Raw genomic sequence first — 11,704 nt, forward strand, 5'->3', positions numbered from 1 at the left:
AAACTGAAACCTATTTTGCTTGTAAATCTTTTTGCAATCGAATACGGTTTCAGGCATGTTCGTACTGACGATCGACCAAAAGGACAGCCGCAAGACTGCTGACCGGGTGCCGGAGCTGCTCAACCTGCTGGGTTCCGAAGAACTGGAGCTTCCGTTTGAGCGGACCGTGGGGGACGAGGTGCAGGGCGTGGCCTCGTCTGCGGATGCTGCAGTGAACGCGGCCCTGGCGGCGCTGCGCCAGGGCGGCTGGTCCGTAGGAATAGGCGTAGGCACGGTCGGACGGCCCCTGCCGGCCTCCTCACGGGAAGCCGGGGGAGAGGCGTTCATCGCCGCGCGCGCCGCCGTCGACCGCGCCAAGAAAACCGGTGACCGTCCGCCCCTCGCCGTCGCCGCCGCGCCGGAAGCCGGTGAAGAAGCCGCTGAAGCGGCCGCGCATGCCGAGGCCGTGCTGGTCCTGATCGCCGGGCTGGTCTGCGGCCGCAGCGAAGCGGAGTGGCGGATTCTGGAACACGTCGACCCGCACAAATGGGGAGCCCAAAGCGCCGCAGCACGTATGCTCGGGGTCAGTTCCCAGGCAGTGAGCAACGCCGTCCAGCGGGCCAAATGGCAGGAAGAGTGGGCCGCCCGTCCCGCAGCAGCGGTGCTCCTCGACCGGGCGGACCGCGCAGCCGGTTCTCCGCCGAGATAGCAGAAACTGCCCGTTACAGCGCCGAGACGTGCAGTTTCTGCCATCTCGAGGAAGACAAGGAGTTCCATGGACCTGCTCTGGATCGTGCTGGGCCTGGCGGCGGCTGCCGTCGGCGGATGGCCGGTCACCAGCGGAGTGCTGAAACTGGCGCGTGCGGTGGAAGCCGCCCGCCCCGGACCTGACCCCGCCCGCGACCCGGCCGCGGACCAGGTCCATGACCTGGCCGGGGAGCCCGTGATTCCGCCGCTGCCCAGCCGCCCGCCGCGGCCGGCCGGGCCCGTGGTCCTTCGCGGCGGACTGGTGATTGGGTTCCTGGAACGGCTCGCCGTGGCAGCTGCCGTGCTCGCTGATGAGCCGGTTGCCATAGCGTACGTAGTCGCCATCAAGGGACTTGGCCGGTACGCCGAACTCAAGGAGACACCGGCCGCCGCCGAGCGGTTCATCATCGGAACCCTGGCCTCCATGCTCTGGGCCGTGGGCATTGCCGCCGCCGTTCGGGTGGCGCTGCTGCACGGCTGACATCCCTTAGGGTGGGAATCATGAGTATTTTTGCAGTTGAGTACGTGTACGACGCCGAATCGGCAGCAGTGCGGGACGAGCACCGTCCGGCCCACCGCGAATGGCTTGCCGCGCTGGTTGAAGAGGGCAAGGTCCTGGCCAGCGGTCCGTTCACTGACGGCGCCGGCGCGCTGCTCATCTTCACTGCCGCAGACGAAGACGAGCTGAACAACCTGCTGAAGCAGGATCCGCTCGCCGTTGGCGGCGGCATCTCCGGACTCAAGACCACCGAGTGGAAGCCGGTCACGGGTGCCTTTGCGCACCTGGCGGGCTAAGCCCTGAGTGATATTCCACCCGCCTGCGGCACAGCGTGCGGCAGGCGGGTGGATAATAGGACAGGCGCGCTTATCCCCGCCGCCGGAGACTAATGAACTGCCCGCAGGGCACATGGAGGATGTTTTGACCTCGGTCAACCTAGGAATGCCAGCAGCACCGCCGCCCGTCCTTGCCCCGAGGCGCAAAACCCGCCAGATCAAGGTGGGCTCCGTAGGGGTCGGGTCAGACTTCCCGATCAGTGTGCAGTCGATGACCACCACGCCCACCACGGACATCAACGCCACCCTCCAGCAGATCGCCGAGCTCACGGCGTCGGGCTGCGACATTGTGCGCGTGGCCTGCCCCAGCGCCGATGACGCAGCGGCGCTGCCCATCATCGCCAAGAAGTCGCAGATCCCGGTGATTGCGGACATCCACTTCCAGCCGAAGTACGTGTACGCGGCCATCGAAGCCGGCTGCGCTGCGGTCCGCGTGAACCCGGGCAACATCCGCAAGTTCGATGACCAGGTCAAGCAGATCGCCAAGGAAGCCAAGGACGCCGGCGTGTCCATCCGGATCGGCGTCAACGCCGGGTCGCTGGACCCCCGCCTGCTGGCCAAGTACGGCAAGGCCACTCCCGAAGCGCTGGTCGAGTCCGCCGTCTGGGAAGCCAGCCTCTTCGAGGAACACGACTTCCACGACTTCAAGATCTCCGTAAAGCACAACGACCCGGTGGTGATGGTCCGCGCGTACGAGCTGCTCGCAGAGCGCGGCGACTGGCCCCTGCACCTGGGCGTCACAGAGGCAGGCCCGGCCTTCCAAGGAACCATCAAGTCCGCCACCGCTTTCGGTGCACTGCTCTCCAAGGGCATCGGCGACACCATCCGCGTCTCCCTCTCGGCACCGCCGGTGGAGGAAATCAAGGTTGGCAACCAGATCCTTCAGTCGCTGAACCTGCGGCCGAGGAAGCTCGAAATTGTCTCCTGCCCCTCCTGCGGCCGCGCCCAGGTGGACGTCTATACCCTCGCCGAGCAGGTCACCGCCGGACTCGAAGGCATGGAAGTTCCGCTCCGCGTCGCTGTCATGGGCTGCGTAGTAAACGGACCGGGTGAGGCGCGCGAGGCCGATCTGGGTGTAGCCTCCGGTAACGGAAAGGGCCAGATCTTCGTCAAGGGCGAAGTCATCAAGACCGTTCCGGAAGACCAGATTGTTGAAACCCTGATCGAAGAAGCGATGAGGATCGCCGAGGACATGGGGGAGGCCGATGGCGAGGATGCTGGCACGGGTGGCCCCATGGTTACCGTCGGCTAGGACGGAGAAGATGCGCAGCGGAAACATGACGGGAACGCTGCGCATCCTCGGTGCGGCTGACACCCCGGCACTCACCGAACTTGCCGCCGCAGACCCGGTGGCTAACACGTTCCTGCTTTCGCACCTTGAAACCACCCGTACCGCTGCTCCCACGGCGGCGGGCGGCCAGGTGCTGGGAGTGTTCGACGACGGAAGGCTCACCGCTGCGTGCTGGGCGGGAGTCAACGTTGTGCCCACCGGCGTCACTGCCGAAAACGGCCCGGAGATCGGTGCCTACCTGGCCCGTACCGGCCGCCGCTTTTCCTCGGTGTTCGGCCCGGCGGAGGCCGTGCTGTCCCTGTGGTCCGAGCTGCAGCACAACTCGCCGCGTCCCTTCGATGTGCGCAGCGACCAGCCGCTTCTGGAAATCGCCGGGCCGTCGCCGGTGACGCCGGCTCCCGGCCTGCGCCGGGCCCGCCCGGCTGACCTGGACCGGCTGCTGCCCGCCTGCACGGCCATGTTCGAAGAAGAAGTCGGCTACTCACCCGTTGCCGGCGGCAGCAGGCATTACCGCCAGCGGGTTCTCTCCCTGATCCAGAACGGCCACTCGCTGGTGGAGTTCGACGCCGCCGGACAGGTGATCTTCAAGGCTGAGCTGGGAACCGTCTCCAGCCGTGCTGTCCAGGTCCAGGGGGTCTGGATGAATCCGGCCTACCGCGGACGGGGCCTGAGCGCTGCGTACATGTCCGCCGTCGTCCGGTTCGCGCAGGAACTTGCGCCGGTCACCAGCCTGTACGTGAACTCCTACAACACCCCTGCGCGGGCGACCTACGAATCCGTGGGGTTCCGCCAGGTAGGTACCTTCGCGACCATCCTGTTCTAGCTGCCAGCGCCCAAAACCGCGGGTGCAGCGGCATCAGCCTTACCTTCCGTCCCGGCGCGCCCTAGGCTGGGACGACCATGACCCGGGTCCGGTTCCTCTCCTGCCTGCTGGCCGCAGCCCTGCTGCTCCCAGCTTGCTCGGGCGTGCCCGGGGAAAGCTCCGGAGCGCCCTCGGTCACGGTGCCGGCGGACCCCGGAGCGGGTGCACCGGCGGCACCTGCGCCGTCCCCGGCGCCGTCAACGGGGCAGGAAACCGGGCCGGAAACGGGGCCCGGCAGCAGGCCCGGCACGGACGCTGCCCGGGGCGCGGCGCCGCCCGGGTTCGCATCGCCGGGCGGAAGTTCCGGCAGCCCAGCGGGCGCTGGGAATCCCGAATTCAGTTCGGCACGGCTCGAAGCCGCCGTTGCCGCAGCCAACCGCTCCCTGGCACTGGACGGCCAAGTCCTCAGCGAGGCAGCACTGCGTGCAGTGCTGCCGGATACTGAGGCCGCTGCAGGAACCGAGGTGACCTTCGAACCTGCTGCCTGCGCGGAAATCGCCGCCACCGCCTCGGTGTCCGCGGTGCAGGATGCCTCGCTGGCCGGTCTCGCCTACGGCACGGACGCAGGGGCCGCGAGCGTCCTCAACGTAGCGGCCTACGCCGACGAATCCATCCTCGACACCCTCGACTACATTGACGAGGCAGTCCTTTCCGACTGTGCGGAAGTCCGCATGGCCGGTGACGGCGCTACCGTCACGGTGACGAACACCCGCCTGGAGGTCACTACTGCCGCGGAGCACATCCTGGCGCTGGACACCGCAGCGAGTTCCGCTGCGGGAAACACGCGCCTCGTGGTGGTCAGCGCCAGGACCGGGAACGTGCGCCTCGTCGCGTCGCTGCCGGCGCCCCGGGACGCGCAGCGGTCCGCTGAAGAAGCGGGCCTGCTCATCGACGCGGTCCTGACGGAACTGGGCCTGGCCTCCCGCTAGCCGGTGCCGCTAACGGCACCGGCCCTGCCGTGTCCGGCTCACCCGGCACCAGGGGCTAGATTAGTAGGGAGAAACTTCCCACTTTGGTGCAGCCTGAGGCTGCGGAAACGGATTCGACGCGTGGTCCTTCGACTTTCCACCCTTTTCCTGCGCACCCTGCGCGAAGACCCGGCAGACGCCGACGTCGCCAGCCACCGCCTGCTGGTACGTGCCGGCTACATTCGCCGCGCCGCTCCCGGCATCTATTCGTGGCTGCCCCTGGGCCTGCGCGTCCTGGGCAAGGTGGAGACCATCATCCGCGAGGAAATGGCTGAGATCGGCGCCCAGGAAGTCCACTTCCCGGCGCTGCTGCCGCGCGAACCCTACGAAGCATCCAACCGCTGGACGGAGTACGGGGACAACCTCTTCCGCCTCCAGGACCGCAAGGGCGCGGATTACCTGCTGGCTCCCACCCATGAGGAAATGTTCACCCTCCTGGTGAAGGACCTCTACAGCTCCTACAAGGACCTGCCGGTCTCCCTCTTCCAGATCCAGAACAAGTACCGCGACGAAGCCCGCCCGCGGGCCGGCCTGCTCCGCGGCCGCGAGTTCATCATGAAGGACTCCTACTCCTTCGACATCGACGACGAAGGCCTGGAAGCGAGCTACCAGGCGCACCGCGGCGCCTACCTGCGCATCTTCGAACGCCTGGGGCTCGACGTCGTTGTGGTCTCCGCGGTGTCCGGCGCCATGGGCGGGTCCAAGAGCGAGGAATTCCTGCACCCGACCCCGGTTGGCGAGGACACCTACGTCCGGTCGGCCGGCGGCTACGCGGCCAACGTTGAGGCAGTGACCACCGTTGCCCCCGAGGCCGTCGACTACGCCAACGCGCCCGCCGCGCAGGTGGTGGACACCCCGGACACACCCACCATCGACACCCTGGTGGCCGACGTCAACGCACGCTTCGCCAAGGACTCCGGTGAATGGACCGCCGCAGACACGCTCAAGAACGTTGTCCTGGCCGTGACGCTGCCCACCGGTGAGCGGCAGATCGTCGTCGTCGGTGTTCCCGGGGACCGCGCCGTGGACCTGAAGCGCATCGAAGCGAACATTGGCTCGCACCTTGAAATGTCCGGCGAGCTCGGCGTAGAAGCCGCCACGGATGAGGACCTCAAGAAGCACCCCGGGCTGGTCAAGGGCTACATCGGCCCGGGGCTGAACCGGGACGAAGCTGTCCTGGGGACGGAGTCCTCCACCGGTCTGCTGTACCTGGTGGACCCCCGTGTGGTTGCCGGCACCGCCTGGATCACTGGAGCGAATGAGCCCGGCAAGCACGTCCTTGGCTTGGTTGCGGAGCGCGACTTCGGTTGGGACGGCGTCATCGAAGCCGTTGAGGTCCGCGAGGGTGACGAGGCTCCGGATGGATCCGGCCCGCTCGAAGCAGCCCGCGGAATCGAAATGGGCCACATCTTCCAGCTCGGCCGCAAGTACGCCGAAGCGCTGGGCCTGAAGGTCCTGGACAAGAACGGCAAGCTGGCCACCGTGACCATGGGCTCCTACGGTGTGGGCGTCACCCGCGCCGTCGCAGCCCTGGCCGAGTCCAACCGGGATGAGAAGGGCATTATCTGGCCACGCGCCGTCGCGCCCGCGGACGTCCACGTTGTTGCCACCGGCCGCGGTGACGAGATTTTCGAAGCCGCTGCCAAGCTCTCCGGGGACCTCGAAGCAGCAGGCCTCGAAGTTATTTATGACGACCGCCCCAAGGTTTCCCCCGGCGTGAAGTTCGGCGATGCCGAACTGATCGGCGTTCCCACCATCCTGGTGGTGGGCCGCGGCCTGGCGGACGGCGTCGTCGAAATCAAGGACCGCGCTACCGGCGAAGCCGAGAACGTGCCGGTTGCAGAGGCCGTGGAGTACGTACTCCGCGCCGCCCGCGGCTGAGCCGCAGGTGGTCTCGGGGCTTGAGGACATAACGCTCGCCACCATCGCCCTCGTGGTGGTGGCGGGCCTCGCCGCAGGCTGGATCGACGCCGTGGTGGGCGGAGGCGGCCTGCTCCAGCTGCCGGCGCTGCTCCTCGTGCCCGGAATCTCTCCCGTGCAGGCGCTGGCGACCAACAAGATGGGGTCTGTCTTCGGGACCACCACCAGTGCGCTCACCTACTATCGCCGCGCCCACCCGGACCTGAAAACGGCCCTGCCCATGGCCGGAGTGGCACTTGCGGGCAGCTTTGGCGGAGCGGTGCTGGCGGCTTCACTGCCGTCCTCGGTGTTCAAGCCGATCATCGTGGTGGCGCTGGTCGTCGTCGCCGTCTTCACTGCCACGAAACCCACCGTGGGGGAACTGACCAAGCTCCGGCACTCCGGGAACCGGCACTATGCCACAGCCGGTGCGATCGGTGCCGTCATCGGGTTCTATGACGGCCTGATTGGCCCGGGAACGGGCTCCTTCCTCATCATCGCCATGGTGACCCTGCTGGGCTATAACTTCCTGGCCGCCAGCGCCAAGGCGAAGATCGTGAACATGGCAACCAACATCGGCGCGCTGGCTTTCTTCCTTCCGCACGGCTCGCTGCTGTGGGGCCTGGGGCTGGTCCTCGGCCTGGCCAACATGACCGGCGGCTACATCGGGGCACGCATGGCGGTCACAAAGGGAAGCAGGTTCATTCGCATCGTGTTCCTGGTGGTGGTTGGCGCGCTGATCATCAAACTCGGCACCGACGTCTGGATGGAAAACTTCCAGGGCTAACCGCGCGCCCCTAGGCGGCCGGCAGCTCATGTACCGGCGGAAGCCCGGGATGGGTCTTTCCTGCCACAGCCGCGGCGACCCACACCGAACGCTGCGCATCGGCGGGCATTCCGTCGCGGAGATACTCCAGCGCGTTGGCTACTTCCCGCAGGATGCTCCACTCCGCTGCGGCGTCGGCGTCCAGACCGCCAGCCTCGCAGAGACCGTGCAGCCGCTGCACCAGGGAACGCTCCGGAGCACCCGGAGCGAGGTCTCCGAGCCGGTTCCACAGCATGGGGGCCACCGCGTACTCGGCCTCCCCGCACACAGCCTGCGGATCTATGGCAGCCCAGCCGCCACCGGGCCGGGCCAACACGTTGTCGAAATGCAGGTCCGCGTGCACCAGGACGTCACGGCTGCTCCGCCGGCCCACCACGCCGCGGGTCTGGCAGACAGCCAGTGCCTCCTCCAGCAGCCAGCGCTCAAAGGGCCGGCCCAGCGCTTCCCATTCGGCAGGAAGCTCATCGGAGAGCTGCTCTGCCCTTTCGGCGGCTGAGGGTATGCCGGCCCATTCCGGTTCTCCGGATTCGGGGATGCCCAGCTCACGGACCAGACCTCCCCAAGCCTGGACCGCCTCGGCGACGGGAACCTGCATCAGGCTCCTCTCCGGGTCCAGCCGTTCAAGCAGCAGGGCGGAGCCTGCAGGGTCCCGGTCCAGCAGGCGGACGGCGCCGCGGCCGGACCAGAGCTGCAGCGCCGGCGCTTCGGATTCAGCCTCCGGATGGGGGAACGGCAGTTTCAGCACTGCCGGGGAGCCGCCGGCGGTGCGGACCGGCAGCACCAGTGCTCCGTGGCCGTGCCAGGTTTCCACGACGGATTCATCCGGTCTCAGCCCGAAGGCATCCATTGCCTCGTCCGCGAGGCGCGGAAGGCTGTCGACCCAGCTTCGGCCTTCACGCGAGCGCAGGTAGCGCCTGCGCAGGGCTTCGGGAACTACGACGGCGGATGCCATAGGGGGGTGCCTCCTGCTGGCCTGGGGCCGTGACGGGCTGATGCTGCGGGCGTGGCGGCCTGCTCCTGCCACCCACCAAGCCTAGGGGCCGGATCCCGGCCATGCCAGTGGACTGCCTAGGCAGCAGCCCAGGGAAGGTGCGCCGGTTCGGCATCCAGGCCAGGAGCGGGCGGGACCTCTGCGGTGGAGTACACCAGGCGGGATGCTTCCACCAGGCGGTCGATGGCCCAGGAACGCACGGCGCCGTCGCTGCTTCCGGCCAGGTCCGCGTAGACGCCGGGGATGGTTGCTTCCAGTTCCTGGAGGCTGGTGACGGGATCGGCAAGGAACGCCGGATCCAGTGACCAGGCGGGCAGGGGAGTGACTTCCGGCAGGCACAGGTCCGGCAGCAGCCGGACGCCTTCCTCGCCTGCTTCCAGATGGGCGCTCCGGCGCTGGGCCGGCGGCTGCCCCAGGACCGTGAACCCGCTCCCGGCCTGGGCCTGGGCCACTTCGTAGCCGTACGCGGCTCCGTATTCGGCGTTTATGGCTGCTTGCAGGGATTCCGCGGCGCCGGGCCGGTCCTGCAGGACGGTCCGGTCCCCGCCGGAGCATCTCGGCTGGTCCTCGAGCACGGGAGTCCAGCCGGAATCCGGCAGCTGGCCCAGGGGATCCCCCAGCGCCTGTGCCGTCCGTTCGGCCAGCAGGAGCTGCCCGGTTCCGGCGGCGGCCAGCAGGCGCGCGGTTCCGTAATCAGCCCGGCCGGCCGCGGCCAGGTTCTTCCTGGCGGATTCAAGCAGCGCCCGGGGATAGGGCTGGACCTGTGCTGCGGCCGGCTGCCGGGCGGCAGCTGCGCCGCCGGGGCTGGTCAGCAGCAGCGACTGCTGGTTCAGGGTCTCGGCAGCGGCCCGCAGCTCGGCGGCAGGTTCGGCATCCAGGGAGCCGGCAAGGGACTCGGCCTGGGCAGCCAGCACTCGGGACGTGGCGAACGCCTCATTCAGCGCCTGTTCGGAAAAGGAGCGGGGCCGTTCCGGTTCGGCCCCGGTTCCAGCCGTCAGGCCCAGCGAGGCGACCACGCAGGCCAGAAGCCCCAAAGCGAGAGTGCGGCGGAAGAAGCCGGCGGCCGCGGCGGCCCTGGAAGGGCGTGCGGCGGGCCGCTGCAGGACGTTCGGGGGCTTCTCCACAACACTCGATCATGCCACGAACGGGCCCCCACCTGCGGCGGTGACCCGGAGGCCTGGGAAAAGTCGGTAGTCTAGGAGCTACAACAACATCTAGTGGGAGGCAGTAATGGCGGGTCGCCCCAGCCCTAAAAAAGACACGTCGTCTAACTACCGCAAGGACGCCCAGCGTGCCGAGGTAGCTGCGGAGACGCAGCGGCTCAAGGACTACCTGGCTCCCACAGTTGCCGGTGAGAACCTCTTCCTTGAAGACATCGAGATCAAGATTGCCGGTGCCCACCGGACCGTCCACGTAGTCGTGGATCTTCCGGAGACCGAAAGCGGCGGCGTGAGCCTGGACCGGATCGCGGATGTTTCCCGCGTCCTTTCGGACGCCATGGACGCAGATCCCCAGGATGACGGCCGCCCCTACAGCCTCGAAGTATCCTCCCCGGGCGTCTCCCGGCCGTTGACCGAACGGCGGCACTGGCGGCGCAACACCGGCCGGATGGTATCGGTGAGCCCGGTGCGCGGCGACGCCCTGACCGGCCGGCTCCTGGAGGTGGACGATTCGGGCATCACGCTGATCCCCGAGATCGCGGTCAAGAAGGGGATGAAGCCCAAGCAGGGCGAGAAGATGCACCTTGCTTTCGACCAGATAGCCAAGGGACGGGTCGAGGTTGAATTCGCCCACCTTGAGGACGAACCGGCTGGCGAGGACGCCGACGGAATTAACAGCACAGCCGAGGAGGCCTAAATGGATATTGATATGAGTGCGCTGAGGCTGCTGGAAGCGGAACGCGAGATTCCGCTGGACAAGCTGATCCCCACGATTGAGCAGGCGCTGCTTGTCGCCTACCACAAGACCACGGGCTCGCAGGAAAAGGCCCGCGCAGAGCTGGACCGCAAGAGCGGACACGTGACCATCTGGGCGACGGAGCTCGACGACGACGGCGAGGCTGTTGGCGAGTTCGACGACACCCCGGCAGGATTTGGCCGCATCGCAGCCAGCACTGCCCGGCAGATTATCCTGCAGCGCCTGCGCGACGTAGAGGATGACAACATCCTGGGCGAGTTCAAGGGCCGTGAAGGCGAACTCGTGTCCGGGCAGATCCAGCAGGGCAACAACCCGAACATGATCCAGGTGAACCTGGGCTCGATCGAGGCGCTGCTGCCTCCCACCGAGCAGGTGCCGGGGGAGAAGTACCTGCACGGCACGCGGGTCCGGGCCTTCGTCGTCGACGTCCGCCGCGGCTTCAAGGGCCCGTCCATCACCCTGTCCCGCTCCCACCCCGGACTGGTTCGCAAGCTCTTCGAACTGGAAGTACCGGAGATCGCAGACGGCTCCGTGGAGATTGTTGCCCTGGCGCGTGAGGCCGGCCACCGGACCAAGATTGCCGTAAAGGCGAACGTCCCGGGCATCAACGCCAAGGGCGCCTGCATTGGCGAAATGGGATCACGGGTGCGTGCGGTGATGACTGAACTGCATGACGAGAAGATCGACATTGTGGACTTCAGCGAAGACCCGGAGACCTTCATCGCCAACGCGCTCTCTCCGTCTCGGGTAAACTCGGTCACCATCACCGACGCGGATACGCGTTCGGCACGCGTGGTGGTGCCGGATTACCAGCTCTCACTGGCTATCGGCAAGGAAGGGCAGAACGCCCGCCTCGCAGCGAAGCTCACGGGCTGGCGGATCGACATCGTTTCCGACGCGAAGTCCGCCTAGCATCCCCGCCCGGCGGGCAGGGATGAAGGCAAGAGAAGAGAAACGCGGTAGAATGTATATGGCCGGGTCACCGTCCGCCTTCCAGCAACCGCAGGAGCCCGTAGAATCGGTGCGGCCTGCGGCAGGATCGGCGCATGTTCCACAGCGGACATGCATTGGCTGCAGGAAGAAGGATGACCAGGCCGTGCTGATGCGGCTGGCGCTGGAATCAGATAACGGCAGCAATGCCGTCCTGGTAGATGAGAGCCGCCGCATGTCTGGCCGGGGCGCCTGGTTGCACCCCGACACAGCATGCCTCGCAACAGCTGTGAAACGCCGTGCTTTCGGCCGTGCCTTCCGGGCACAGGCCGATCCCGCGGCAGTTCAGCAGTGGTTCGAAGCTCAAGAGGCGGGTCCCACCCGGAACCCCCTCGAAACCGTCCAACCTGAAAGCGGGTCAGAAATCTGATGGAAACCCGATGAGTACCCAGCGATGAGT

13 protein-coding genes are annotated in these 11,704 nt (G+C 67.2%); 11 read left to right on the forward strand and 2 right to left on the reverse strand.

Translation table 11 applies throughout. The annotated features are described in order from the left end of the window. The first annotated feature begins 55 nt into the window (after nt 1-55). From GD628_RS14595 to GD628_RS14635, 8 genes are all read left to right on the forward strand, one after another. Entirely contained in the window at nt 56-688 is a 633-nt protein-coding gene (locus GD628_RS14595) for a MarR family transcriptional regulator (protein ID WP_091606250.1), read from the forward strand. Nucleotides 689-754: 66 nt separating this feature from the next. Further along, nucleotides 755-1,207 (forward strand): hypothetical protein, encoded by a 453-nt coding sequence (locus GD628_RS14600; protein ID WP_091606247.1) that lies wholly within the window; start codon nt 755-757, stop codon nt 1,205-1,207. Between the two features lie 20 nt (nt 1,208-1,227). Beyond that, nucleotides 1,228-1,521 carry a YciI family protein gene (locus GD628_RS14605; RefSeq protein ID WP_091606243.1) on the forward strand — a complete coding sequence of 98 codons (294 nt, stop codon included), beginning with the start codon at nt 1,228-1,230 and terminating at the stop codon, nt 1,519-1,521. Between the two features lie 124 nt (nt 1,522-1,645). Then, nucleotides 1,646-2,812: a flavodoxin-dependent (E)-4-hydroxy-3-methylbut-2-enyl-diphosphate synthase gene (gene ispG, locus GD628_RS14610; protein ID WP_055240429.1), complete on the forward strand. Its 1,167-nt coding sequence runs from the start codon at nt 1,646-1,648 to the stop codon at nt 2,810-2,812. Nucleotides 2,813-2,822: 10 nt separating this feature from the next. Further along, nucleotides 2,823-3,674 carry a GNAT family N-acetyltransferase gene (locus GD628_RS14615; RefSeq protein ID WP_226802572.1) on the forward strand — a complete coding sequence of 284 codons (852 nt, stop codon included), beginning with the start codon at nt 2,823-2,825 and terminating at the stop codon, nt 3,672-3,674. 77 nt (nt 3,675-3,751) lie between these two features. Then, nucleotides 3,752-4,642 carry a hypothetical protein gene (locus tag GD628_RS16550; protein ID WP_193313288.1) on the forward strand — a complete coding sequence of 297 codons (891 nt, stop codon included), beginning with the start codon at nt 3,752-3,754 and terminating at the stop codon, nt 4,640-4,642. A gap of 120 nt (nt 4,643-4,762) precedes the next feature. Then, a complete protein-coding gene (locus tag GD628_RS14630) occupies nt 4,763-6,562 on the forward strand; it encodes a proline--tRNA ligase (protein ID WP_091606226.1) in 1,800 nt (599 codons plus the stop codon). A gap of 7 nt (nt 6,563-6,569) precedes the next feature. Continuing rightward, nucleotides 6,570-7,367, forward strand: a complete 798-nt coding sequence (locus tag GD628_RS14635; protein WP_091606221.1) for a sulfite exporter TauE/SafE family protein — start codon at nt 6,570-6,572, stop codon at nt 7,365-7,367. 10 nt (nt 7,368-7,377) lie between these two features. On the opposite strand, the gene GD628_RS14640 is transcribed toward GD628_RS14635, so the two are convergent. After that, nucleotides 7,378-8,358, reverse strand: coding sequence for an aminoglycoside phosphotransferase family protein (locus GD628_RS14640; protein WP_091606217.1), 981 nt, complete (start codon nt 8,356-8,358; stop codon nt 7,378-7,380). Between the two features lie 116 nt (nt 8,359-8,474). Further along, nucleotides 8,475-9,521 (reverse strand): DUF4439 domain-containing protein, encoded by a 1,047-nt coding sequence (locus GD628_RS14645; RefSeq protein WP_091606212.1) that lies wholly within the window; start codon nt 9,519-9,521, stop codon nt 8,475-8,477. A 106-nt stretch (nt 9,522-9,627) separates the two neighbouring features. On the opposite strand from GD628_RS14645, the gene GD628_RS14650 reads away from it, so the two are divergent. From GD628_RS14650 to GD628_RS14660, 3 genes are read left to right on the forward strand one after another with little or no spacing between them, the layout of a single operon-like run. Continuing rightward, nucleotides 9,628-10,254 (forward strand): ribosome maturation factor RimP, encoded by a 627-nt coding sequence (locus GD628_RS14650; RefSeq protein ID WP_091606206.1) that lies wholly within the window; start codon nt 9,628-9,630, stop codon nt 10,252-10,254. After that, complete coding sequence (gene nusA / locus GD628_RS14655) at nt 10,255-11,226, forward strand: transcription termination factor NusA (protein WP_152275228.1); 972 nt, start codon at nt 10,255-10,257, stop codon at nt 11,224-11,226. 58 nt (nt 11,227-11,284) lie between these two features. Continuing rightward, entirely contained in the window at nt 11,285-11,674 is a 390-nt protein-coding gene (locus GD628_RS14660) for a YlxR family protein (RefSeq protein ID WP_091606930.1), read from the forward strand. Nucleotides 11,675-11,704: the final 30 nt, after the last annotated feature.

The sequence above is a fragment of the Arthrobacter koreensis genome (assembly GCF_009193255.1).
Classification (GTDB): Bacteria; Actinomycetota; Actinomycetes; order Actinomycetales; family Micrococcaceae; genus Arthrobacter_B; species Arthrobacter_B koreensis.